At 72.1% G+C, this 24241-nt stretch carries 24 protein-coding genes; 6 read left to right on the top strand and 18 right to left on the bottom strand.

What is annotated here, in order from left to right:
* Positions 1-642: 642 nt before the first annotated feature.
* A complete protein-coding gene (locus QC385_RS30285; protein WP_279544559.1) occupies positions 643-3126 on the bottom strand; it encodes an alpha-L-arabinofuranosidase C-terminal domain-containing protein in 2484 nt (827 codons plus the stop codon).
* Positions 3127-3263: 137 nt separating this feature from the next.
* On the opposite strand from QC385_RS30285, the gene QC385_RS30280 reads away from it, so the two are divergent.
* The gene (locus QC385_RS30280) at positions 3264-3716 is read left to right on the top strand and encodes a DUF6314 family protein (RefSeq protein ID WP_279544558.1); all 453 of its coding nucleotides are present in this window, start codon (positions 3264-3266) and stop codon (positions 3714-3716) included.
* Here the strand turns inward: QC385_RS30280 and QC385_RS30275 are convergent.
* From QC385_RS30275 to QC385_RS30265, 3 genes are all read right to left on the bottom strand, one after another.
* On the bottom strand, positions 3698-4291 hold the full coding sequence (locus QC385_RS30275) for a histidine phosphatase family protein (protein ID WP_086848505.1): 594 nt from the start codon (positions 4289-4291) through the stop codon (positions 3698-3700). The two genes, QC385_RS30280 and QC385_RS30275, sit on opposite strands and share 19 nt — an antisense overlap.
* Before the next feature lie 73 nt (positions 4292-4364).
* Positions 4365-4805, bottom strand: coding sequence for a GNAT family N-acetyltransferase (locus tag QC385_RS30270; protein WP_279544557.1), 441 nt, complete (start codon positions 4803-4805; stop codon positions 4365-4367).
* 39 nt (positions 4806-4844) lie between these two features.
* The gene (locus tag QC385_RS30265) at positions 4845-6281 is read right to left on the bottom strand and encodes an aminotransferase-like domain-containing protein (RefSeq protein WP_279544556.1); all 1437 of its coding nucleotides are present in this window, start codon (positions 6279-6281) and stop codon (positions 4845-4847) included.
* On the opposite strand from QC385_RS30265, the gene QC385_RS30260 reads away from it, so the two are divergent.
* On the top strand, positions 6280-7197 hold the full coding sequence (locus QC385_RS30260) for a DMT family transporter (RefSeq protein ID WP_279544555.1): 918 nt from the start codon (positions 6280-6282) through the stop codon (positions 7195-7197). The genes QC385_RS30265 and QC385_RS30260 overlap by 2 nt on opposite strands.
* A gap of 92 nt (positions 7198-7289) precedes the next feature.
* On the top strand, positions 7290-7490 hold the full coding sequence (locus QC385_RS30255; RefSeq protein ID WP_010045242.1) for a DUF1918 domain-containing protein: 201 nt from the start codon (positions 7290-7292) through the stop codon (positions 7488-7490).
* 1 nt (position 7491) lies between these two features.
* Here the strand turns inward: QC385_RS30255 and QC385_RS30250 are convergent, their stop codons facing one another.
* Entirely contained in the window at positions 7492-8742 is a 1251-nt protein-coding gene (locus QC385_RS30250) for a glycoside hydrolase family 10 protein (protein WP_443033034.1), read from the bottom strand.
* A 180-nt stretch (positions 8743-8922) separates the two neighbouring features.
* Here QC385_RS30250 and QC385_RS30245 point away from each other — a divergent pair, with 180 nt between their 5' ends.
* Positions 8923-9798: a 3-hydroxybutyryl-CoA dehydrogenase gene (locus tag QC385_RS30245; protein ID WP_078945615.1), complete on the top strand. Its 876-nt coding sequence runs from the start codon at positions 8923-8925 to the stop codon at positions 9796-9798.
* Positions 9799-9820: 22 nt separating this feature from the next.
* Here QC385_RS30245 and QC385_RS30240 read toward each other — a convergent pair whose 3' ends face one another.
* Positions 9821-10051, bottom strand: coding sequence for a hypothetical protein (locus tag QC385_RS30240; RefSeq protein ID WP_279544553.1), 231 nt, complete (start codon positions 10049-10051; stop codon positions 9821-9823).
* A gap of 219 nt (positions 10052-10270) precedes the next feature.
* Here QC385_RS30240 and QC385_RS30235 point away from each other — a divergent pair, with 219 nt between their 5' ends.
* Positions 10271-10528, top strand: coding sequence for a hypothetical protein (locus tag QC385_RS30235; RefSeq protein WP_279544552.1), 258 nt, complete (start codon positions 10271-10273; stop codon positions 10526-10528).
* A 223-nt stretch (positions 10529-10751) separates the two neighbouring features.
* On the opposite strand, the gene QC385_RS30230 is transcribed toward QC385_RS30235, so the two are convergent.
* From QC385_RS30230 to infC, 9 genes are all read right to left on the bottom strand, one after another.
* Entirely contained in the window at positions 10752-11297 is a 546-nt protein-coding gene (locus QC385_RS30230; protein WP_279544551.1) for an NUDIX hydrolase, read from the bottom strand.
* A gap of 105 nt (positions 11298-11402) precedes the next feature.
* On the bottom strand, positions 11403-12743 hold the full coding sequence (locus QC385_RS30225) for a transcriptional regulator (protein ID WP_279544550.1): 1341 nt from the start codon (positions 12741-12743) through the stop codon (positions 11403-11405).
* Between the two features lie 326 nt (positions 12744-13069).
* Positions 13070-15583 (bottom strand): phenylalanine--tRNA ligase subunit beta, encoded by a 2514-nt coding sequence (gene pheT / locus QC385_RS30220; protein WP_279544549.1) that lies wholly within the window; start codon positions 15581-15583, stop codon positions 13070-13072.
* Entirely contained in the window at positions 15583-16710 is a 1128-nt protein-coding gene (gene pheS / locus QC385_RS30215) for a phenylalanine--tRNA ligase subunit alpha (RefSeq protein WP_279544548.1), read from the bottom strand. The genes pheT and pheS overlap by 1 nt, the downstream gene beginning before the upstream one ends.
* Positions 16711-16837: 127 nt before the next feature.
* Entirely contained in the window at positions 16838-17980 is a 1143-nt protein-coding gene (locus tag QC385_RS30210; protein ID WP_279544547.1) for a sensor histidine kinase, read from the bottom strand.
* 54 nt (positions 17981-18034) lie between these two features.
* On the bottom strand, positions 18035-18895 hold the full coding sequence (locus QC385_RS30205) for a TrmH family RNA methyltransferase (RefSeq protein ID WP_279544546.1): 861 nt from the start codon (positions 18893-18895) through the stop codon (positions 18035-18037).
* Between the two features lie 90 nt (positions 18896-18985).
* Positions 18986-19369: a 50S ribosomal protein L20 gene (gene rplT, locus QC385_RS30200; RefSeq protein ID WP_010045263.1), complete on the bottom strand. Its 384-nt coding sequence runs from the start codon at positions 19367-19369 to the stop codon at positions 18986-18988.
* A gap of 95 nt (positions 19370-19464) precedes the next feature.
* Positions 19465-19659, bottom strand: coding sequence for a 50S ribosomal protein L35 (gene rpmI / locus QC385_RS30195; RefSeq protein WP_059419477.1), 195 nt, complete (start codon positions 19657-19659; stop codon positions 19465-19467).
* A 110-nt stretch (positions 19660-19769) separates the two neighbouring features.
* Positions 19770-20429, bottom strand: a complete 660-nt coding sequence (gene infC, locus QC385_RS30190; protein ID WP_279544637.1) for a translation initiation factor IF-3 — start codon at positions 20427-20429, stop codon at positions 19770-19772.
* 396 nt (positions 20430-20825) lie between these two features.
* Between infC and QC385_RS30185 the strand changes: the two genes are divergently transcribed.
* Complete coding sequence (locus tag QC385_RS30185) at positions 20826-21182, top strand: DUF1844 domain-containing protein (protein ID WP_086855445.1); 357 nt, start codon at positions 20826-20828, stop codon at positions 21180-21182.
* A 14-nt stretch (positions 21183-21196) separates the two neighbouring features.
* On the opposite strand, the gene QC385_RS30180 is transcribed toward QC385_RS30185, so the two are convergent.
* The 3 genes from QC385_RS30180 to QC385_RS30170 are packed head-to-tail and all read right to left on the bottom strand — an operon-like array spanning position 21197 to position 23973.
* Entirely contained in the window at positions 21197-21925 is a 729-nt protein-coding gene (locus tag QC385_RS30180; protein ID WP_086855448.1) for an SseB family protein, read from the bottom strand.
* Positions 21926-21985: 60 nt separating this feature from the next.
* Positions 21986-23152, bottom strand: a complete 1167-nt coding sequence (gene mycP / locus QC385_RS30175) for a type VII secretion-associated serine protease mycosin (protein ID WP_279544636.1) — start codon at positions 23150-23152, stop codon at positions 21986-21988.
* Positions 23153-23160: 8 nt separating this feature from the next.
* Positions 23161-23973, bottom strand: a complete 813-nt coding sequence (locus tag QC385_RS30170) for a hypothetical protein (RefSeq protein WP_336621336.1) — start codon at positions 23971-23973, stop codon at positions 23161-23163.
* Positions 23974-24241: the final 268 nt, after the last annotated feature.

Below are 24241 nucleotides of genomic sequence, written 5' to 3'. Positions count from 1 at the left end.
GGCGCACGCCCGTTCGAGGAAGCGGGAGAGGCGGCCGGCGGGCCCGAGCTTTCCGGGGTGGCAGCGCGAACACGCTTCACGCCCCGGGCGCTGGCGCCCGCGCTGCCGGCCGTTGGCGGCGGCGAGGGCGCCTGCCGGGATGTGAGGGTGCGGGCGTGGACGGCTACCGGGCTCGCCGTTTCGCCGGCCCGGCGGCTGGGTCGGTGTTCCCCGGTGAAGCCGCCGCGTGCCCTGAGGGCAGGCGCGTGGAGAGCGCGCCAGGTCGGGTCGGGCTCGGGCAGTCCCAGTCCTGCGGCCGAGCGGGGGCCTCGCGGTCGCGGCGGCCGTGCTGGTGGAGCACGCCCCCGGCCTTCGCGCAGGACGAGGACGCGGCGGCGGCCCAGGAGTGGGTACACGCACACGCCGCCGGCCGCCGACCCGCTACAGCGAGCCCTGCCGGTCGCCCACCGCCGGGCGGTGTTCGCCGCGTTGCCCGACGAGGGCGCAGCACGCTCTGGGCGAGCACATCGGCCGGTGGTGGTCCGGCCGTGCCGACCTGACGCCAGCTCAGGCCAAGGAACCTGGTCCCGCGACGGACTCCGCTGCGGATGACGCGCCACGTCGTGGGCCGCCGCGCCGGGACGGCGGCCCACGCGGGTCCCGCTACCCCTGCTTGATCCGCAGGAAGGTGACGGAGTTCGCCGGGAAGGTGTAGGTGAACTTCTTCGCCACACCCCGGAAGGTGGACGTCACCGGCGTCACCGGCGTGTCCGTCTCGGTGTTGACGGCGTCCTCGTCGGCGGCCAGCGTGGTCACGCGGGCCGTGGAGGCGACCTTCGCGCCCCCCAGGTCGACGGCCGTGCGGGCCTCGGCGGACTGGGCGTTGACGACCTTGACGATCAGGTCACCGGTCTTGGCGTCCTTGGTGACGACCTGGCGGAACGGCTCGGCCGGCTTGTCGTCCTTGAAGGTGCCCCATTCCTTGCCGTCCAGGAACAGGGTGACCTGACGGCCGCGGACCTTGATGTCGATGTCGTAGGCACGGCCCGTCTCGATCGACCCGGCCTTCGTCATCAGCGTGCCCTTGCCACCGTCCACGGCCTGCTCGATCGCGGACTGGGTGTTGTTCCAGCCGCCCAGATTCCACCAGTAGTAGTTGCCGGTGTCCTTGACGCCGAAGGCGACGAGGAAGCCCTCCTTGCCGGACTTCTTGGTGGCCTTCACATGCAGGTCGTAGTCCTTCCAGGCCGGGTCGCCCGCCGTGACCATGGTGTTCTCGGCGGCGGTGTCGGTCTGGACGTACTGCCCGTCCTGGATGCTCCAGCTGCCCCGGCCGCTGGTGGTCCACTTCGAGGCGTCACCGGAGAAGTCGTCGCTCAGCAGGGTCGAGCCGTCCGCCGAGGTGACCTTCACGTCGTCGTACGCGGCGCTGGTCGCCCACGTGGACAGGCCGACGGCACCGGTGATCGGTCCGCTGACGTTCGGCGTGGTCGTGGCCTTCGACGGGACGACGCGGTCGCCGACGTTGGTCATGAACAGCTTCTGGACCTCGTAGTTGGCCGAGTTCCAGGAGGCCCTGTTGTTGAACCAGATCATGTCCGGCCGCCACTGGACGTAGTCCTCGTTGGCGAGCAGCGGGGCGTAGGAGGCCAGCTTGACGATGTCCGCGTTGCGCTCCAGGCCGGTCATGAAGGCGGCTTCGGACAGGCCGTTCTTCCAGGCGTTGCCCTGGGAGGCGTACTCGCCGAGGAAGACCTTGGGGCCCTTGCGGTCGTAGGAGTCGTAGCGGTCGTTGTTCTGGAGGAACCAGTTCGGGCTGTTGTAGTAGTGCTCGTCGACCATGTCGACCTTGCCCTCGCGGTTGAGCTGCCAGGCGGTGTCGAAGGTCGTGCCGGCGTCGTCCGGGCCGGAGTTGGAGATGACGGTGATGTCCGGGTACTTGGCCTTGATGGCGGCCCGGAACTGCTCGAAGCGGGCGAAGAACTCCTTGGGGAGGTTCTCCTCGTTGCCGACACCGAGGTGGGTCAGGTGGAAGGGCTTGGGGTGGCCCATCTGCGCGCGGACCTTGCCCCACTTGGAGGTCGCCGGGCCGTTGGCGAACTCGATGAGGTCGAGGGTGTCCTGGATGTGGCGCTTGAGCAGGGCGTCGTCGTCGGTGGCCTTGTTCTGGCCGCAGCCGGTCACCAGGGCGGGGACGACGGGCAGCGGCATGGCGCCGATGTCCTCGGAGAAGCGGAAGTACTCGTAGTAGCCGAGGCCGTAGCTCTGGTTGTAGCCCCAGAAGTTGGCGTTGGTGGCGCGCTGCTCGACCGGACCGATGGTGTCCTTCCACTGGTAGCTGCGCTTGCGCTGCCAGTTCGAGGCCTCGCTGTAGTCCTCCATGGAGCCGGTGTTGACCAGGCAGCCGCCGGGGAAGCGCACGAAGCCGGGCTTCAGGGCGGCGATCTTCTCGGCGAGGTCCTTGCGCAGGCCGTTCGGCTGGTTCTTGTAGGTGTCGCGCGGGAAGAGCGATATCTCGTCGAGCGCGGCGGCGTTAGCCGAGGCGACGGCGAGGCGGCCGCGGTTGCTGGTGCGGGTCGCGGTGAAGGTGGCCTTGTACTTGGCCCAGCCGCCCTTGACGGCCACCTGCCGGGCGGTCGCCAGCGTACCCGCCGTGTCCTTGAGGGAGACGGTGAGCGTGCTGCCGCTCTCGGCGCGGGCCCACACGGAGAAGTCGTACTTCTTGCCCTGCTCGACCCGGATGCCGGTGTTGTAGCCGGCGTTGGTCACGGAGGAACCGGCGCCCAGGGAGAGGTAGTTGCGGTTGCGCTCGTTGAGGCGGCCCGAGTCGTTCACGACCTCGGCCGTGCCGCCGGCCGCCCACGAGGTCAGGGGCGTGTAGGAGCCGTTGTCGGCGGTGGAGTACTCGAAGGAGCGGTTCTGCACGAGCTCGGCGTACAGACCGCCGTCGGCGGCCCGGTTGATGTCCTCGAAGAAGACGCCGTACATCGTGTCGTCGATCGCCGCGCCCTTGGCGGACGGGTCGACGGTGATCGCGTAGTCGGTGACGTCCTCGGCGTGCGCGGGGGCCGGTACGAGGGCTGCTGCCGTCAGGAGGGCCGTGGCCGTGAGGCCGACTCTCCATCGGGTGCGGGCGGTGCGTGGCATGGATACTCCGCGGCTCTCTGGTAGAGGAGTGTTCGAAATATCAGACATTGATCAGCACTTCGAACGGCAAGATAGAGAGGGGGCGGATGCGCGTCAATGGGTCGCGCAGCAACGGCTGAGACGGAGAGCGGTACGGGATGGGCGAGTTCTGGCCAGTGCCGGACGTACTGGCATACCTGGCCGGGCGTTGGCGCGTGGCCAGATCGGTACGGGATCTCGCGAGCGGCGAGCGGGGGGAGTTCTCCGGAACCACGGTGTTCGCCCCGGAGGAGGACGGCGGGGACGACGGCGGGCTGCTGCACCACGAGTGCGGCACCTTCGTCTGGCAGGGCGTCGCCCGGCCCGCCGAGCGGACGCTGCGTTTCCTGCCGGGCCCGGGCGGCACGGCGGACGTGCGGTTCGCGGACGGGCGGCCGTTCCACGACCTGGACCTGACCTCAGGACGGCACGTCGCCGACCACCCCTGCGCGGCGGACCTCTACCGCGGCGAGTTCACCGTCCACGACGCGGACCACTGGCGGACGGTGTGGCACGTACGCGGCCCGGCCAAGGATCTGGTGCTGCGAACGGACTACGCGCGCGACGCCTGAGCCGACACCCCGTCGAAGCGCAGGTTCCAGCGTCCCGCCCGACCCGTCACGGAGGTCGTCGACAGCGGGCGGACGTCGATGTTCCAGTACGTCGAGGGCGGTGCCTTCAGGGCGTACACCAGCGCGGCACGGATCACGGACGGCTCGGCGACCGCCACGACCCGGCAGCCGTCCTCGACGGGCCGGGTGTCGAGCCAGCCGCCGACGCGGGTGATGAAGTCCACCAGCGACTCACCGCCGTGCGGTGTGGCGCGCGGATCGGCCAGCCAGGCGTCCACCGCCTCCGGCTCCCGGGCCATCGCCTCGCCCAGGGTCAGCCCGCGCCACCGGCCCATGCCACAGTCGCGCAGGCCGAGTTGCACGAGCGGCGCGTACCCGAGCCCCTCCCCCGTCGCACGGCTGCGCGGGGTCGGCGAGCAGTAGCGCAGCTCGGCCGCGGCGAGCGGCAGCAGCTCGTGGGCGACGCGCTCCACCTCACCCCAGCCGGCCTGGTCCAGCGGCCGGTCGTCCTCGAAGCGCTCGGCGAGCAGCGGGGAGCTGCGCGCGGCGGCGACGAACGTGACCCGAAGTGGCATGCGGCGATGGTGAGCGCCGCAAGTGCGCAGGTCAAGAGGCGTTACCCAGGAGTTACCCAGGGTGCACCGACCCTCACTGGCCGAAGATGAGAGCCATCCAGTGCTCGGGCCGCTCCAGCGCCGCGAACCCGAGCTTCTCGTAGACCCCGTGCGCGTCGTGCGTGGCGAGCAGGACCCGCCGCACCCCGTACTCCCGCAGCTCGTCCCGTACGGCCGCGACGAGCGCGCTGCCGACACCCTTGCCGCGCACCGACGGGTCGACGTACACGTCGCACAGCCACGCGAAGGTCGCCCGGTCCGTGATGACCCGGGCGTACGCCACCTGCTCGCCCGACGCCGTCTCGTACACGCCGAAGTTGAGCGAGCCCTCGATCGCCCGGTCCTGCTTCTCGCGTGGGCGGCCCAGCGCCCAGTAGGCGTCGGTGGACAGCCAGTGGTGGACCCGCCCGGCGTCGACGCGGGCGGGGTCGGTGGAGATCTCGTAGCCCTCGGGCAGGCTCGGCGTGTCGGTCATGACGGGATGCTCGCAGGTCACGGGCCATGCGTCGAACGCTTATCCCAGGGCCTCGTCACAGGCCGCGCGCAGCCGCCGTACCCCCTCCGCTATCTCCCCGGTCCCGGCGACCGCCGCGAAGCTGAGCCGGACGTGCGGAGCCGGCGGTTCGGCGCTGAAGTAGGGGCGGCCGGGGGTGATGGCGACGCCCGCGCGCAAGGCGGCCGCCACCAGGGCCGGCTCGTCCGTCCCGTCCGGCAGGCGCGGCCAGAGGTGGTAGCCGCCGGACGGCACGTGCGGCAGGGCGAGTTCCGGCAGGTGCAGCGCGAGGGCGGCGGTCATCGCGTCCCGGCGGGTCCTCAACTCGGCGGACACCGCTCGCAGATGGCGCGGCCAGGCGGGCGAACCGACGAGTTCCAGTGCCGCCTCCTGAAGAGGCCGGGGCACGAAGAAGGTGTCGACGACCTGGATGGCGCGCAGCCGCTCCAGGACCGGTCCGCGCGCGGCCAGGGCGCTCACCCGGAAGCTCGGCGAGGTCGCCTTGGTCAGCGAGCAGACGTGGACGACGACACCGTCGGGGTCGTCGGCGGCCAGCGGGCGCGGCAGCGGCCCCGCGTCCTCGTGCACGAGCCGCCGCACGAAGTCGTCCTCGACGACGAACGCGCCCGCCGCGCGGGCGATGCGCAGCACCTCGCGGCGCCGCTCGGGCGCGAGCACGGCACCGGTGGGGTTCTGGAACAGCGGCTGGCAGACGAAGGCCGGGGCACCGGTGGCCCGGAAGGCGTCGGCGAGCAACGCCGGTTTCACGCCGTCCGCGTCGACCGGGACGGGCACCGGGCGCAGGCCCGCGGCACGGGCGATGGCGAGCATGCCCGGGTAGGTCGGCGACTCGACGAGGACGGGGGCGCCGGGCGGGGCGAGGGCGCGCAGGGCGGTGGTGAGCGCGGACTGCCCGCCCGCGGTGACCAGCACCTCGGCGGCCGTGAAGGACCCGCCGATACCCCGCGCGAACCACTCCCGCAGCTCCGTCAGCCCCTCCACGGGCGGGCGTCCCCAGGCGCCGGGACGGCGTCCGGCGCGTGACAGGGCGGCGGCCATCGCGCGCTCCGGCTGCAACGACGGGTGCAGATAGCCGCCGTTGAACTCGATCACGCCGGGCGGCGGGGCGGCCAGCGAGACCAGCACCCCGGAGGCGTCCACCGAGCGCGGTACGAGATCGGCGGCACCGTCGGCGCTGAGCGCGACCTCCTGCCAGGAGGTGTCCCCGGCCGGAGCCGGTGCCGTCCGGGCCTGCGCGCGGAACGCGCCCGCGCCGGGCCGGGTGACCACCAGCCCCTCGGCGGCGAGGTGCGCCAGCGCCCGCGACACGGTCACGGGACTCACCCGGAACCGCTCGACCAGAGCCCGGCTCGACGGCAGCTTTCCACCCGGAGAGTAGCGGTCGAGCTCCTGCCGCAGCCGTTCCGCCAGTTCACCGACGCTGCTACGCTCTTGCATGAGAGTACAGAGTAGCGCTACTACCGCTTCCCGGATAGCAGTCGCCACGGAGCGGCACCGGCCCGGCCTCGGCGCCCTCCAGGCCGCCCTGGGCGTCGTCGCCTTCTCCCTCACCTTCCCCGCCACCGCCTGGGGTCTGGAGGGTTTCGGGCCCTGGTCGCTGGTCGCCGTCCGGAGTGTCCTGGCCGCGGTGATCGCGGGCGCTGCGCTGCTGGCGCTGCGGGTGCCGCTGCCCGCCCGCCGCCACTGGTCCGGCCTCGCGGTCGTGGCGGCCGGTGTCGTCCTCGGTTTCCCGTTGCTCACCACGCTCGCGCTGGAGGCCTCGACCACCGCGCACGCCGCCGTCGTGGTCGGACTGCTCCCCCTGACCACCGCTCTCGTCTCCGCCCTGCGCGTCGGCACCCGCCCCTCGCGCACGTTCTGGGCGGCGGCCCTCGCCGGCGCGGCGGCGGTGCTGGCCTTCACCGTGCAGCAGAGCGGCGGCGCGCTGAGCACGGCCGACGTGTACCTCTTCGCGGCGCTGCTGGTGTGCGCGGCCGGCTACACCGAGGGCGGCCGGCTGGCCCGGGTCATGCCGGGCTGGCACGTCATCGGCTGGGCGCTGGTGCTGTGCCTGCCGCTGACCGTGCCCGTCGCCGCGTTCGCGCTGACGCAGGAGCCCGTGCACCTGACCCCGCACAGCGTCACCGGGCTGCTGTGGGTCGCGGCGGGCTCGCAGTTCCTCGGACTGGTCGTCTGGTACCGGGGCATGGCGGCCGTCGGCATCCCGAAGGCCAGCCAGTTGCAGCTCGCTCAGCCCCTGCTCACACTGGTGTGGTCGGTGCTGCTGCTGGGCGAGCACCTCACGGTGGCCGCCCCGCTGACAGCCGCGGCGGTGCTGGTCTGCATCGCCGTCACACAACGGGCGCGCGGCTGAGCGGGGCGCGCACGGCCCCGGCCGAGTGGCGCCCCCGGCCGTAGACTCAAAGGCCACGGACCGCTGCTCCACACCTCGTGAGGAGGCCCCAGATGCGCGCAACCGTGGGCGACCAGCTTGTCCAGCACGGCAGGGTGGTCGGTCAGCACGACAAGGTCGGCGAGATCGTCGAAGTGCTGGGCCAGGAAGGCAACCCGCCGTACCGCGTCCGGTTCGAGGACGGGCACGAGGGCGTGTGCTCGCCGGGACCCGACACCGAGATCCGGCACCGGGAGACCACGACCGGGCCGTGATTCAGCGCGGCGGCGGCGCCGGCTGCCCGTAGTGGTCGGCGACCACCCTCGCCATCGCCCCGATCCGATCGGCCGCCACGTCCTTGGCGGCGAAGAAGACGTGCCCGCGCACCTGCGCGTGCTCCCTGGCCAGCGTCAGGTGCCGGGACAGCTCCGCCGGGTCCTGCCAGGCCGCGGGCTGCGCCGGGTCACCGGCCTTGTACAGCGCCTCCCCCACGTACAGCTGCGTCGAGGTGCCGCGCGCGACCTCCGCCCACCAGGGCACCAGTTTCGCGTAGTCGGCGGCGGCGAAGCCGATGTTCCAGTACAGCTGCGGGACGATGTAGTCGATCCAGCTCTCGCGCACCCACTTGCGCGTGTCCGCGTGCAGGTCGTCGTAGGTCTGCACGCCCGCCCGGGTGTCCGAGCCGAGCGGGTCGGTGGCGGCGTTGCGCCACACGCCGAAGGGGCTGATGCCGAAGGGGGTGCCCGGCCGGACCTGCTTGATGCGGTCCGCCGTCTCCCGGACCAGCTTGTCGATGTTGTCCCGCCGCCACGCCGCCCGGTCGGGGAAGCCCGCGCCGTACTCGTCGTAGGCCCCGTCGTCGTCGAAGGTCTGGCCCGCCACCGGATACGGGTAGAAGTAGTCGTCGAAGTGGACGCCGTCCACCGGGTACTTCTCCACCGCGTCGAGCATCGCGTCCTGCACGAAGCCGCGGACCTCGGGCAGCCCGGGGTTGTAGAAGAGCTTCCCGCCGTACGTCACCACCCAGTCCGGGTTGCTGCGGGCGGGATGGCCGGCGGCCAGCCGGGTCGGGTCGGCGTGGGCGGCGACCCGGTACGGGTTGAACCAGGCGTGCAGCTTCAGGCCGCGGGCGTGGGCCTCCTCCACGGCCGTGCCCAGCGGGTCCCAGCCGGGGTCCTTGCCCTGGGTGCCGGTGAGGTACTGCGACCACGGCTCGAACGGCGAGGGCCACAGGGCGTCCGCCGTGGGCCGGACCTGGAAGATCACGGTGTTGAGCCGGTTGCGGACCGCCCTGTCGAGGTGGGTGATCAGCTCGGCCCGCTGCTGCGTGGCGGTCAGGCCCGGCTTCGACGGCCAGTCGCGGTTGGCCACGGTGGCCAGCCACACGCCCCGCATCTCGGAGGCCGCCCTGTCGTCGCCCCGGCCGTCACCCCCGCCGGCCGGCTTGGGCGCGGCCGACGCCGGAGGCATCATCGTGAAAGCCGACAGCGCCGCCACCGCGAACGCCCTGCGTGACACTCGTCCCATCCGCATGCCCCAAAAAGCCGCGGATCCGCCCGGTCGCGGATCGCTCCGCGCCCAGCATGCCCGAAGCGGACACGACCCCCGCGATCGATCATCGATACTTGGGAGTAACGTGCACGAACGGAGCAGGCACCGAAACCCGGAGCACCTGCCCGGAAGTGGATCAGCGGCGAAAGGGACGATGTGACGGACACCCCAGCGGGAGACATTGCACGCGTCGGAGTCGTGGGCTGCGGTCAGATGGGCGCGGGGATCGCCGAGGTGTGCGCCCGGTCCGGACTGGACGTCATGGTCGCCGAGACCACCGGCGAGGCCCTGGAGATCGGCCGGACCCGGCTGTTCAACTCCCTGGCCAAGGCAGCCGAGCGCGGCAAGATCACCGAGGAGGAGCTGGAGGCCACCCAGGCCCGCCTGAGCTTCACCACGGACCTCGGCGAGTTCGCCGACCGCGACCTGGTGATCGAGGCCGTCGTCGAGAACGAGCAGGTCAAGACCGAGATCTTCCAGGTGCTCGACCAGGTCGTGACCCGGCCCGACGCCATCCTGGCCTCCAACACCTCCTCCATCCCGCTCGTGAAGCTGGCGGTGGCGACCTCGCGGCCCGACCAGGTCATCGGCATCCACTTCTTCAACCCGGCACCGGTGCAGAAGCTCGTCGAGCTGATCCCGGCCCTCACCACGTCCGAGGGCACGCTGAGCCGGGCCCAGCTGTTCACCGAGAAGCTGCTGGGCAAGCACGCGATCCGCGCCCAGGACCGCTCCGGGTTCGTGGTGAACGCGCTGCTGATCCCCTACCTGCTCTCCGCGATCCGGATGTTCGAGACGGGCATCGCCAGCCGCGAGGACATCGACAACGGCATGGAGATGGGCTGCGCCCACCCGATGGGCCCGCTGAAGCTCTCCGACCTCATCGGCCTGGACACGGTCGCCTCGGTGGCCCAGTCGATGTACGAGGAGTACAAGGAGCCGCTGTACGCCGCTCCCCCGCTCCTCCAGCGCATGGTCGACGCGGGCCGGCTGGGCCGCAAGACGGGGTCGGGCTTCTACACGTACGACTGACCGGCCCGCTGACGCCGGCATCTCAGCGCCGCCGCTCCTCCGGCCACGGCCGGAACCGGCGGCGTCCCCATTCGGCCGCCTGCTCGTTGAGGCGGCTGCGCAGCCAGCCCATCCAGAGGGCGAGCGGAGTGGTCACGAGAGCGAGCAGCAACGCCGTGCCCCACCCCTGCCCGCCGGAGGAGAACCGGAGCACCACGACCGACAGCACGTAGAGCGCCAGCGCGTACGCCGCGCTCTTCTGCCACTTCGTCATGCGCCCCGGGTACCCCCCGAGGCTGATTACTGACGGTCAGAATTCGGCCAACCCAAGGGCCCGGCACCGGAATTGGTGCCGGGCCCGCGGCATTCACACACCGTGTGCGCGCCGGGCTCGCATATGCCCGTCGCACACTCTCCCCAGGCGTCCACCAGGCGAGTTGACTCCCAGTGCGCATGCAAGGGATGCGCAATGACTACAGAAAGGAGCGGACTCGTGACCGTCGATCCCGAGCATCCGGTCGTACATGGAGAACTCGCAGAGTTACGACGCCGCCTCGACGTGGCGTACGCCCGTGTCGAGGGCGGGCTGGCCCTGCTCAGCCACCGCACCGAGGAGACCGCCAAGGAACTCGACGAGCTCAGCACCCGGATCAACTCACTGGAACACGCGCGCTGGCCGCTGCCCGCGGTCGCCGCCCTCACCGCCGTGGGTGCCCTCGTCGTAGCGATCTGGCAGGCACTGGGACGCTAGGGCCTGTCGTTTGGATCACACCGCAGACGCGGGGTCTGGCACGCGCATCTGCCGCGTTGTCGTCGGTTGCCGACTCCCCCACGCTCGGCTTCGCTCGCGCGGGTGGTGCCCCATCGCGTCGACGCCCTCCTCCGCCTTGCAGCTGCACGCACCAGACCCCGCTCACCGGCACTGAACAGCACCGTCGATTTCCTGCGGCCTGATCCAAACGACAGACCCTAGCTCAGGGCAACGTGTCCTGCCCGAGCCTGAGATGGTGCAGCAGCAGTAACGCGGCCGCCATGTTGGCGGCCGGGACCTCCCCGCGGGCGACCATGTCGGGGACGAGCTTGAGGGGAACCCATTCCCGGCGGTCCGACTCGAAGTCGTCCACGGGGTGCCCGACGTACTCGCCCTCGTCGGCCCAGTACACGTGGTGCCGGGCGTCGGTGAGCCCGTTGGACGGCTCCACGCTCATGAGGTGGTGCAGGGGTCCCGGCCGCCAGCCGGTCTCCTCCTCCAGTTCCCTGGCGGCCGCGCGGGCGATGTCCTCGCCGTCCTCGACGACGCCCGCCGCGAGTTCCCACCCCCAGCTGTCGGTGATGAAGCGGTGCCGCCACAGCAGCAGCACCTCGTTGGCCTCGTTCACGACCGTGGCCACGGCAACGGGCCGCAGCCGTATGAGGAAGTGGTCGAGGTGCCGGCCGTCCGGCAGTTCGACATCCGCGAGATTGACGCTGAACCAGCGGTTTGAGTACACATTTTGTTCGTTGTGTTTCGTCCACTGCACTTCTGCCACCTTCCGTCGAGTAAGTGGCAATATCGCAGTAGGGACGTACGGACAGCAGGCGCACAGGACGTCGCTCGGGATGACACGGGCGGCGGCGCCCGGGGTCTACAACGGTACGCGCAGGGCCCCGTCGATGAGTTCGGCGGCCTCGGCGGTGCCCGAGCAGCCGCTGCGCACCAGGTGCTCCCGCACCGCGCGCAAACGGTCGCGCAGCCGCTGGGACTCCATGCCGCGGGCCTGCTCGGCCATCTGCACGGCGATGGCCACGGCCTTGTCCGCGTTGCCCTGACGCAGCTCGATCGTGCTGAGCATGGCCAGCCGGTGCACCCGGCCGCGGTCGTGCGCCGGGTTGTCGACGGCGGCGGCGGCATGCTCCCCCGCGGCCGCGATCTCCCCGAGGCTCAGCAGCGCCTCCGCCACCTGGACGTTGACCAGCCCCGGCTGGACATAGCCGGTCTCGTCGGGCTCGTAGCCACGCCGGATGCGCTCGGCGGCCTGCTCGGCCCGCCGGATGCGGGACAGGGCGCTCGTGCCGTCGCCGAGATGCGCGTACGCCTTGGCCTGCATCGCGTACAGGTCGGAGGCGAGCGCCGGGGTGATCTGCTTGCCGGCGGCCCGCAGCGCGGCCTCCGCGAAGGCGACGGCCTGCCGGTACTCCCGCATGAACAGCGACTGGTTGACCAGCAGCGCGATGATGTAGGCGCCGAGCCCCCGGTCGCCGCTGGCCTTGGCGAGCCGCAGGGCCTGGTGGAAGTAGCGCTGCGCGAGGCCGTGCGCGTCGGAGTCGTAGGCGCAGATCCCGGCGACGGCCACCAACCCGCCCGTCGCCCGGTGCAGTTGTCGCCCCGTCTCGTCGGTGTAGCTGCCGCGCAGCAGCGGCGCCGCCTCGGCGTTGAGGAAGCCGACGATGCGCGCCCGCGTCGCGATGCCACCGGCCTTGCGGTACAGCTGCTCGTAGTGCGTGCGGGCGGCCCGCAGCATGTCGAGGTCGCCCGGGGTCACCCGGTGTCTGCCGCCGCGCGAGACGTCCACGTCCTCGGGCGGGTTCTCCCACTCCCACACCGGCATGACGGCGGGCGTGCCGGTGAGCGCGGGCGCGCCCAGGATGTGCGGGCGCTGCTGCTGGTCGGAGCGCCACAGGGCGGTGGCCCGCTCGACGAAGCCGGACAGCGAGCCGGTGTGCGGGGCGGACGGTTCACCGGGCACGCCCAGGCCGATGTCGTCCAGGGTGACCTGCCGCCGCAGCCGGGCGGCGAGCACCTCGCAGATCAGGTCGGGCACCTGGCCCCGGGGACGCTGCCCCTTCAACCACCGGGCGACGGCGGTGTGTTCGTACCTCAGGGACAGGCCGCGCGCCCGTCCCGCCTGGTTGACATGTGCGGCCAGCCCCGCGTGCGAGATCCCGGCCTCGTCCAGGATCGCGTCGAGCAGAGTGTTGGGCTGCATGTGGGCCCCCCGGTGGCTCGGTGCGGCCAGATTAGTGGCTCCGCCTTCACACGGGGTGTGAACGGAGTGCTCGAATCCGCACAGTGCGCGCACTGTCGCTCACAGTCGCCGCCCGGTTGACTGAAATGCCTCGAAAGAGGCCGGCCGGGCCGCCGGCTCCCCCTCGTACAGTGCGGCGGCCCGCTTCCGCCGTCCGCCCAGCCGCCTGCCCGACACACCGTGGCGGGGCGGACGGCACCGCCGGCCCCGCCCGGTAGGGGCAGGGGAACTGCGCGACCAGCCACCACCGAGCCGCAGCCGGCTATGCAGCGCAGTCCCCCACGGCGCTAGCTCCGCAACTCGGCCCCTACGCGTTCACCCGCAAGGGCAACCGCCGCGTCCCGGGCCGCCGACGCCTCATCCACCGTCAGCGTCCGGTCAGCCGCCCGGAACCGCAGCGCGTACGCGAGCGACTTCCGCCCCTCGCCCAACTGCTCGGCGTTCTCGTACACATCGAACAACCGGATGGACTCCAGCAGTTCCCCGGCGCCGGCACGCAGGGCCTCCTCGACCTCCGCCGCCGGAACCACCGCGTCGACGACCAGGGCGACGTCCTGCGTGGCGACCGGGAACGTGGAGATCCGCGGCGCCTTCACCGTGGCCTCACCGGCCGACTCCACCGCGTCCAGGTCGATCTCCATCGCACAGGTACGCGCCGGCAGCCCCAGCGCCTTCACCACGCGCGGGTGCAGCTCGCCCGCGTGGCCCACGATCCGCTCGGCACCGTTCACGGTGATCGCCAGCTCGGCGCACCGCCCGGGGTGCCACGGCCCGTACTGCCCCTTGCGGATGACGAGCTCGGCGCCCGCCTCATGGGCGACGGAACGCGCCGCCTCGACCGCGTCGGCCCAGTCGGCCGGGCGGCCCTTGCCCCACCAGCCGGCCTGCTCGCGGGCACCGGCGAGGACGACGGCGGCGTGCCGCGGCTGCTCGGGCAGCGCGGCGTTCAGCTCGGCGAGCTCCTCGTCGGTCGGGCGGCGGTCGACGGGCAGTACCGCGGCGATCCGCTGTTCCTCGCGCGGCTTGAAGACCAGACCGGTCTCGAACAGCGCGAGGTCGTGCGAGCCCCGGCCGTCGTTGCGCCGCAGGGCGGCCAGCAGGCCGGGCAGCAGCGTCGTGCGCAGCGCGGGCTCCTCGTCGCTCAGCGGGTTGCTGAGCTTGACGACGCGGCGGGCCGGGTCGCCCTCCTCGAGGCCGAGCTGGTCGAAGACCTGCTCGCCGATGAACGGGTAGTTCAGCGCCTCGACGTATCCGGCACCGGCCAGGGCCCGGCCGACGCGGCGGTGCAGCCGCTGCCGGTGCGTCAGGCCACGGCCGGCCGGCGGCTTGGGCAGCGTGGAGGGCAGGTTCTCGTAGCCCTCCAGGCGGATGACCTCTTCGGCCAGGTCGTTCGGGTCGGTGAGGTCGGGGCGCCAGGACGGCACGGTGACGATCAGCTCGTCCTGCCCGTACACGTCGCAGCCGATCTCCTGGAGCCGCCGTACGACGGTCTCCCGGCCGTACGCGACACCGGCGACCTTGTCCGGGTGGTCCGCCGGGATGCTGATGGTGCGCGGCGCGGTCGGCGCGAGGACCTCGGTGACGCCGGCCTCGGCGGTGCCGCCCGCGAGGAGGACCAGCAGGTCGACCGTGCGCTGCGCGGCGGCAGCGGCGGCCTGCGGGTCGACGCCGCGCTCGAAGCGCCGGGACGCCTCGGAGGACAGCTTGTGCCGGCGGGCCGTGCGCGCGATCGACACCGCGTCGAAGTGCGCGGCCTCGATGACGACGTCCGCCGTGGCGTTCTCCACGTTGTCGTGGTCGGCGATCTCCGTGTTGGCGCCGCCCATGACGCCGGCGAGCCCGATGGGGCCGCGGTCGTCGGTGATCAGCAGGTCCTCGGCGTCCAGCGTGCGCTCGACGCCGTCGAGGGTGGTGAGCTTCTCGCCCGGCTCGGCCCGGCGGACGCCGATGGTGCCCTGGACCAGGCCGCGGTCGTAGGCGTGCAGCGGCTGGCCGAGCTCCATCATCACGTAGTTGGTGACGTCGACGGCGAGCGAGATCGGGCGCATGCCGACCTTCTGGAGCCGGCGCTGGAGCCAGATCGGCGAGCGGGCCTCGGCGCTCAGGCCGGTCACCGTGCGGGCCGTGAAGCGGTCGCAGCCGGTGGGGTCGGAGATCCGCACCGGGTAGCCGTACGCGTTCGGGGCGGGCACGTCGAGCAGGGCCGGGTCGCGCAGCGGCAGGCCGTAGGCGATGGCGGTCTCACGGGCGACGCCGCGGATGGACAGGCAGTAGCCGCGGTCGGGCGTGACGGCGATGTCGAGGACCTCGTCGACCAGCTCCAGCAGCTCGACCGCGTCCTTGCCGACCTCGGTCTCCGGCGGCAGCACGATGATGCCCTTGGTGCCGTCGTCGCCCATGTTCAGCTCGTCGCTGGAGCAGATCATGCCGCGGGACATCTTGCCGTAGGTCTTGCGCTCGGCGATCTGGAAGTCACCGGGCAGGACGGCGCCGGGCAGGGCCACGACGACCTTGTCGCCGACGGCGAAGTTGCGGGCGCCGCAGACGATCTCCTGGGGCTCACCGGTGCCGTTGGCCTGGCCGACGTCGACGGTGCAGAAGCGGATCGGCTTCTTGAACTCCGTCAGCTCCTCGATGGTCGCCACCTGGCCGACCACCAGGGGGCCCTTGAGGTCGGCGCCGAGCTGCTCGACGGTCTCGACCTCCAGACCTGCCGAAATGAGCTTGGCCTGGACGTCTCGGCCGGTCTCCGTCGCCGGCAGGTCGACGTACTCCCGCAGCCAAGAAAGCGGGACCCGCATCAGATCTCCATCCCGAACGGCCGGGTGAACCGGACGTCACCCTCGACCATGTCTCGCATGTCCTCGACGTTGTGGCGGAACATCAGCATCCGCTCGATGCCGAACCCGAAGGCGAAGCCGCTGTACTTCTCGGGGTCGACGCCGCAGGCGGTGAGCACCCGCGGGTTGACCATGCCGCAGCCGCCGAGCTCGATCCAGCCCTCGGACGAGCAGGTGCGGCAGGGCCGGTCGGGGTTGCCGATGGACTCGCCCTTGCAGACGTAGCAGAGCATGTCCATCTCGGCGCTCGGCTCGGTGAACGGGAAGTAGTTCGGCCGCAGCCGGGTCTTCATGTCCTCGCCGAACAGGGACTGGACCATGTGGTCCAGGGTGCCCTTGAGGTCCGCCATGGTCAGGCCCTCGTCGATCGCGAGCAGCTCGATCTGGTGGAAGACGGGCGTGTGCGTGGCGTCCAGCTCGTCGGTGCGGAACACCCGGCCGGGGCAGACGATGTAGACCGGCAGCTCACGGTCGAGCAGGGCGCGGGCCTGCACCGGGGAGGTGTGGGTGCGCAGGACGACGCCGGACCCGGACTCCTCGGTGCCCTTGGGGCCCTGCACGAAGAACGTGTCCTGCATCTGCCGGGCCGGGTGGTCGGGCAGGAAGTTGAGGGCGTCGAAGTTGAACCACTCCGCCTCGGCCTCCGGGCCTTCGGCGATCTCGTAGCCCATGGCCACGAAGACGTCCGCGACCCGCTCCATCATGGTGGTGAGCGGGTGCCGGGCGCCGGCCGGTACGCGGTCGTAGGGCAGCGTGACGTCCACCGCCTCCTCGACCAGCACACGGGCGTCCCGCTCGGCCTCCAGTTCCGTCTGGCGGGCGGCGAGGCCCTTGTTCACGGCGCCGCGGGCCTGCCCGACGCGCTTGCCGGCGTCGGCCTTGGCGTGCGGGGGCAGGGCGCCGATCTCGCGGTTGGCGAGGGCCAGCGGGGAGGCGGGGCCGGTGTGGGCGACCTTGGCCTCGTGGAGCGCGTCGAGGGAGTCCGCGGCGGCGAAGGCGGCGAGCGCCTCGTCCCGCATGCGCTCGATCTCTTCCGGTTTCAACGCCTCGACCTCTACAGGGTCGTACGACTTATTCGGTGCCGACATCTCTTCCCGTGCTTCCGATTGGCTGGCTGAAGGTCCCCGTCACCGACTCCGATGGCCGTCTGCGGGACACAAAGGTGCCAATGGCCGAGTCTAACGGGGTGGAGGTATACGAATGCGCCCGTGGTCCTCAGGCGAGATACGCCGGAGCCGCCACGGGCAACGTAAATCGGAACTCGGCACCGGCGCCCGGCGCGCGGCCGACCGTGATGGTGCCGCCGTGGGCTTCGACGATGCCCTTGACGATGTAGAGCCCGAGGCCCGTGCCGCCGCGCTTGCTGCCCCGCCAGAAGCGGGTGAAGACGCGGTTCATGGACTCCTCCGGGATGCCGGGCCCCTCGTCGCTCACCGTGACCGACGTGCCGATGTCCTCGCCCTCGCGGGGGGACGCCGTGGCCGTGACGTCGATCGTGACAGTTCCCTCACCGTGCCGCACGGCATTTTCCAGGAGGTTGCTGAGCACCTGGTCGATCTTGTCGGGGTCGGCCCACAGAGCGGGCAGCGGCTGCTGGACGCGCAGGAGGAACCGGTCGGCGGGCTGCCCGGCGGCGACGTAGGCCTGGATGTGCCGTCCGACGGCGGCGCCGATGTCGACGGGCTGGCGCCGCACCTCCAGGCGGCCGGAGTCGATCCGCGAGATGTCGAGCAGTTCGGCGATGAGCCGGGTGACCCGGTCGGCGTCGGCGTCGACGGTCTCCAGCATCAGCCGCTTCTGGTCGTCGGTGAAGCGTTCCCACTTGGCCAGCAGGGTGGCGGTGAAACCCTTGACGGAGGTGAGCGGGGAGCGCAGCTCGTGGGCGACGGTGGCGATCAGCTCGGCGTGGCTGCGTTCGGTGCGGCGGCGGGCCTCGGTGTCGCGCAGGGTGACGACCAGGCGCTTCAGGGGCCCGGTGGGCCGCGTGCGGACGTAGCGCGCGGAGACCAGCACCTCACGGCCGCCGGGGAGGAGGAGGTTGCGCTCGGGCTGTCCGACCCGGATCGCCAGACCGCCGTACGGGTCGGTCAGCTGCCACCAGCGTCGCCCCTCCAGATCCTCTAATGGCAGGGCCTTCTCCAGGCTCTGCCCGAGGGCGTCCTGGGCGCGGACGGCGGTGATGCGCTCGGCGGCGGCGTTGAAGCAGACGACCCGGCCCTGCTCGTCGGCGATGACGAGTCCGTCGGGCAGCATGTCGGGGTCGATGCCGAGGCCGGCGAGATCACCGGCTGGCCGGGACGCGGCGGGCGGGCTCCCGGCGTCCTGGGCCCCCGGTGCGCTGCTCGTGCCGACGCTCATCCCCGTACCCCACCTCCAAGGCTCCACAGAGGGGTCCCTGAGCTGGTCACCCTACTAGTTCCCGGTGACGGAGCGGCACCCTCCGGCGGCGCGCTGTGCACGCGCCGACGCATAGAGACATACGGCGGCGGCGGTGGCGAGGTTCAGGCTCTCGGCCTTCCCGTGGATCGGAACGCGCACGACGGCGTCCGTGAGGGCGCGGGTCTCCTCCGGCAGGCCCCAGGCCTCGTTGCCGAAGACCCAGGCGGTCGGCCCGCCCATGGTGCCCTTGTCGAGCTCGTCGTCGAGGTCCCGGTCGCCGGCACCGTCGGCGGCGAGGACCCGGACACCGGCGGCCCGCAGCCCTTCGACCGCCTGCTCCACGGGGACGCCGACGGCGACGGGCAGGTGGAACAGGGAGCCGACGGAGGCGCGGACGGCCTTGGGGTTGTACACGTCGACGGAGGCGTCGGTCAGGACGACGGCCTCGGCACCGGCGGCGTCGGCGCAGCGCAGCACGGTCCCGGCGTTGCCGGGGTCACGGACGTTGGCGAGGAGGGCGACGAGCCGGGGGCGCGCCGCGAGGACCTCCTCGAAGGGCGTGTCCAGGAACCGGCAGACGCCGACGAGGCCCTGCGGGGTGACGGTGGTGGAGATGTCGGCGATGACCTGCTCGGAGGCGAGGTGCACCCGGGCGCCGGCGTCCCGGGCCTCCCCCACGATGTCGGCGTACCGCTCGGCGGCTTCCAGCGTGGCGAACAGTTCCACGAGCGTGGCCGCGCCCCCGGCCCGGTGCCCGGCGGCCTCCCGAACCGCCTGCGGCCCTTCCGCGAGGAACAGCCGCTCCTTCCCCCGGAAGTTCCGCTTCGCCAGCCGCCGCGCGGCGGCGACGCGGGGGGAGCGGGGGGAGATGAGCTCGGGGGTGGCGGGGGGCATTCCGTTCGCTTTCTCAGTAGCTGGCTGCACAGCAGGACCCGCAGGCCGAGCGGCCTGCGGGTCCTTCCGTCACACGGCTCGGAGCCGGCGTCAGGCCGCCTTGGGGGCGTTGACGTCGCTCGGCAGCGCCTTCTGGGCGACCTCGACGAGCGCGGCGAAGGCGCCGGCGTCGTTGACGGCCAGCTCGGCCAGGATCTTGCGGTCGACCTCGATGTTCGCGGCCTTCAGACCCTGGATGAAGCGGTTGTAGGTCATGCCGTTCGCGCGGGCAGCGGCGTTGATGCGCTGGATCCACAGCTGACGGAAGTCGCCCTTGCGCTTCTTGCGGTCGTTGTAGTTGTAGACCAGCGAGTGGGTGACCTGCTCCTTGGCCTTGCGGTACAGGCGCGAACGCTGACCGCGGTAGCCGGAGGCCTGCTCGAGGATCGCCCGGCGCTTCTTGTGGGCGTTCACTGCCCGCTTGACGCGTGCCACTTGTTAACTCCTTGTAGCGGGGCCGCGGTGGTCTTCACACGGCCCGAAATCGATTGGGTCCCGGTCCTGACGTGCGGCGCTGGCGCGCCGGGACGTCACTTGCCGAGAAGCTTCTTGATCTTCTTGGCGTCGCCCGGGGCCATCTCGGCGTTGCCGGTGAGGCGACGCGTCACACGGGACGACTTGTGCTCGAGCAGGTGGCGCTTGCCGGCACGCTCGCGGAGCACCTTGCCGGAGCCGGTGATCTTGAAGCGCTTGCTGGACCCGCTGTGCGACTTGTTCTTCGGCATAGCGCCGTTCTCTCCTCGTGGTGGCGCTCCGATGCCCGGTCGTGAAACCGGGCACGGTGGAGCGTCGCTCTTGTATCGGTTACGTCCTTGGGGACTCGCGTCCCCCGGGATCACGCGTCGGCGGACGCCTCGGCCGGAGCCTCGGAGGAGTCCTCGTCGAGGTCGGCCTCAGCGGCGTTCTGCGACTTGCCGGGGTTGGCCTTCGCCTCGGCCTTGCGGGCCTCCTGCGCCTGGCGAGCCTCGGCCATCGCCTCGGTCTTCTTCTTGTGCGGACCGAGAACCATGATCATGTTTCGGCCGTCCTGCTTCGGGTTCGACTCGACGAAACCGAGGTCTGCGACGTCCTCCGCGAGCCGCTGGAGCAGTCGGTAGCCCAGCTCGGGCCGGGACTGCTCGCGACCACGGAACATGATCGTGATCTTGACCTTGTCGCCCTGCTTGAGGAACCGGACGACGTGACCCTTCTTGGTGTCATAGTCGTGCGGGTCGATCTTCGGCCGGAGCTTCATCTCCTTGATGACCGTGTGCGCCTGGTTCTTGCGCGCCTCACGGGCCTTCATGGCCGACTCGTACTTGAACTTCCCGTAGTCCATGAGCTTGCACACGGGCGGACGGGCGTTCGCCGCGACCTCGACCAGGTCCAGGTCGTACTCCTGCGCAAGCTCCAGTGCCTTGGCCAGGGGGACGATGCCCACCTGCTCGCCACTGGGACCGACAAGTCGCACCTCGGGAACGCGAATCCGGTCGTTGATGCGGGGCTCGGCGCTGATGGATCCTCCTCGGTAGCACCACGCGACGGTCTGGCGGACGGCCGCGTAACGTCTCTATTCGATAGACCTAACCGCGCCGAAGCACAAAAAATGCCCCGGACGATTCCCAGGCGGGGCTCCTCGAACTACCGGAGCACCGTCGCGGGGAACCGCGGGGCGCGCTTTCGGACGGATCGCCGCCGCTGGGACGGGACCGTCTGACCGGTGACCCGACGCCCTGGGGGCGGTCAGGTGGGAGTTCGAAAGCCTCCACTTGTGGGTCGGGCTCGCGGGCCGCTAGGCATACGGGTCCGACCGGTCGTTACACGAGATTACCAGCATTGGCCAGGAACGGCTAATTGCGGCGCCCCGGGGCCTGGTACGGCGCACGCCCCGCCTGCGCCTATCGTGTGGGGCATGAGTGAGACCCCTCCTGAGTCCCCCGACTTCGACGCCATGGCCCGCGACATCGCCGAGGTCCCGGCGGTCGAGGTGATCGTGACGGTCGCCGTCAACCTGATGAGCGCCGCCGCGGTGAAGCTCGGTCTGACCGAGGAGGGCGACACGCACAAGGACCTGGACGAGGCCCGCAAGCTGGTGCACGCGCTGGCCGGTCTGCTGGACGCGTCCACCACCGAGATCAGCTCGTTCCACGCGGCACCGCTGCGCGACGGCCTGAAGTCGCTCCAGCTGGCGTTCCGCGAGGCGTCACTCGTCCCGGACGAGCCGGGCAAGGGCCCGGGCGAGAAGTACACGGGCCCGGTCTACGGCTAGTACGGCCCAGGCTCTCAGCGTTCGTACAAGGGCTCGCCCGGTGGCGTCGCCCCGGCCGGCAGCAGTGCCAGGTCGAGGCCGCGCACCAGGCGGGCCCTCAGTGTCTCGTCGTCCGCGAGCCGCCGGGCGACCGCCCGGGCCGCTTCGGCGGGGGCGGCGGACGGGTCCAGGACCAGGGCGAGGGTGCCGTCGGCCTGGCCGGGCCCCAGGTGGGCGCGCAGAACGGCGGGCTCGGCGGCCACGGCGGCGCGTACGGCCTCGACGACGGCCGGGTCGGCGAGCGGGTCGGTGGTCGTACGGCCCTCCGCGAGGGCGAGCAGGGCGGGGCCGGTCAGCTCGAAGGGCACGGGCCCGGCCAGGTCGAGCACGACCGTGTCCGCCTTCTCGTGCGCGGCGGCCTGGAGGGCCTGGTGCAGGGGTACGGCGACGGGCCGGGCCGCCGGGTCCCAGCGGGCGAGGGAGTCGGTGGAGGTGAAGGCGGGGAGGGCGGTGCGGTTCCCGGCCTTCAGCGTCGGTACGGCCATGTCGCTGGTCTTCTCGCGGCGCAGTCCCCGCTCGTCCTCCTCGACCTCGCCGAGCACGGCCACGACGGGGACGAGCAGCCGGGCGCCCTTGAGGGCGTCGAGGACCGGGCCCACCGCCCCCCGGTCCTCGGACCAGGCGGCGAGTGCCGCGCTCAACCGGGGGTCGGCGGAGCCGTCGTCGTCGGAGAAGCCGGAGTCGGGGATGTTCTTGTTCGCCACGGTCATCGACCCTATCGGCCGGGTGCCGCCGCCTCGGCGGGCGGTCCTGGTGCCCGGTGACTAGAAGTCGTCGTGGCCGGCGCGACGGCCGCGCCACAGGACCACGGCCGCGACCAGCAGGACGCCGCCGGCGCCGCCCGCGAGGGGAGCGGCCCAGTCGGCGGTGTCGTCGTCGGAGCCGGTGGCGTCCGGGCCGCTGCCGAAGTACTTCCCGCCGTACGCCGCCGAACGGAGGCCCCCGGGCTTCAGCCGGTCGGCGGCCTTGACGGCGGCGGCCGGATCGACGAAGCCGAAGCCGCGGGAGTCGTCGCGGCCCCCGGCGGGGGCGTTGCGGGCGGTGTCCTCCAGGAGCGACTTGATCTGGGCCGGGGTCAGATCGGGGTGGGCGGCCCTGACCAGGGCGGCGGCCCCGGAGACGAAGGCGGCGGCGGCGCTGGTGCCCCAGCCCTCGTAGTACTTGCGGTCGGGGTCGGCGATGACGACATCGACACCGGGGGCGCTGACGGTGGCGTACCAGCGGCGGGTGGAGAAGGGGGCGCGGGTTCCCGAGCGGTCGACGGCGGTCACGGCTATGACGCCCGGGTAGGCGGCCGGGTAGGAGATGCGGTCGCCCTTCTCGCCGCCGTTGCCGGCGGAGGCGACGACGACCACGCCCTTCTTCAGGGCGTACTGGATGGCCTGGTCCTCGCCGGGTTCCGGGTGCGCGGAGGCGGAGTCGTCGCCGAGGGAGAGGTTGATGACGTCGGCGCCGTGGTCGGCGGCCCAGCGGATGCCCTCGGCGAGGGCGTTGCCGCGGGTGCTGCGGGCCTTGGCGCGGGAGGGGTCGCCGTCCTCCAGGATCACGCGGACGGGGAGGATCTTCGCCTCGGGGGCGATGCCGAGGACGCCGTCGGCATCGCCCGGGCCGTGTCCGTGCCCGGCGATGATGCCGGCCATGGCGGTGCCGTGCCGGGCCCAGGCGCGGTCGCCGGGTTCGGCTCCGAAGCCGACCAGGTCCTCACCGGTGAGGACGTTGCCGATCAGGTCGGGGTGGTCGGCCTCGACGCCGGTGTCCAGGACGGCGACGGTGACGCCCTCGCCCTTGGTGGTCTGCCAGGCCTCCTGTGTGTGCATGGCCTCCAGGGCCCACTGCTGGGCGCGGATGCCGTCGGCGTGGGCGGCGGTGGAGGGGACCAGGACGAGGCCGGCGGCGAGGAGAACGCTCAGGAACCCGCCCGCGCGGGACATGACGGCTTTCACGACGGCTGCTCCGTGGCCGAGCGGACGTTCTTGCGCAGGCCGCGTTCGACGCGGTCGGCGAGACCCTGTGCCTCGTGGCCGAGGCCGGCCTGGGCGGGGGCGGTGGTGGCGCCGGACTCCATGGCGTCCTCGGCGGGCTGCGGGTCGTCGACGGTGCGGCCGTCGGCCCAGCCGGAGACGGCGTAGACGACGACCGGGGCCTCGGTCAGCACGGAGAGGGTCCAGGCGGCGCGCTGCTGCGCGCCGAAGCCGGCGGCGGGCGTGTCCTTCGCGGCGTACGGCAGGGGCATCAGGTCGCCGCGGCGGTCCAGGCGCTCCTTGCGGAAACGGTTCGCGAGGGAGGTCATGCCCGCGGCGTCGGCCTTGGTGAAGAGCAGGCCGACGGTGGTCACGTAGCTCTCGGTCGCGTCGGTGTAGGTGGCCCGCAGGAGCCGCTCGCAGCCGACGGGAGCGAGGGCCTTGCGCAGCAGGGGGTCGAAGGCGTCCTTGCAGCCGCTGTCCGGGGCGACGGCGATACGGGTCCAGGTGCGGTCGGCACCGCCGGGGCCGGCGCCCTGGCCCTGCACGGTGGGCGGGAACAGCTGGTCGACGGGAACGCTGTGCCAGAGGCTGCCGGCCGCGGTGAAGGTGGTGCGCGAGCCCTCCTGCCCGGAGTCCCCGACGAGCCAGCTCCCGGTGACCGCGCCCGAGATGAGCCCCAGTCCGAGCACGAGACAGACGGCGGCAGCGGCGGCCTGGGACGCCCCGCGCCGCCCGAGCGGCCGGGGCCGCGCGTCGGCGTCGTATCCCTCGGGCTCCCCGAACGACACGACGGGTCGTGTGCCGGCGGGAGCGGGACCGGGGGTCAGGGGGGCGCTCCAGGAGAGGGACGGGTCCGGGGAGGCGTTGGCGGGCCGGTGGAGGGGTGCCGAAGGCATGCGCATGCCACGCCCGGTGGTGGCACCGGTGTCGGCACCGGCACCGGCCTGCGGCTCCCGCGAGGGGCGGGGCGGAATCCCGGGCCGCGCGGGACCGGGGCGGCCGAAGGATTCAGCGGGCTCGGGGGACGGGCGCTCGGCTCGCTGGGAGGGTGACGGG

The organism is Streptomyces sp. DH10 (genome assembly GCF_029813805.1).
Lineage (GTDB): Bacteria > Actinomycetota > Actinomycetes > Streptomycetales > Streptomycetaceae > Streptomyces > Streptomyces coeruleofuscus.
The sequence above is the reverse complement of the archived record's forward strand: the minus strand, read 5'-3'. Positions and strand labels throughout refer to the sequence as shown.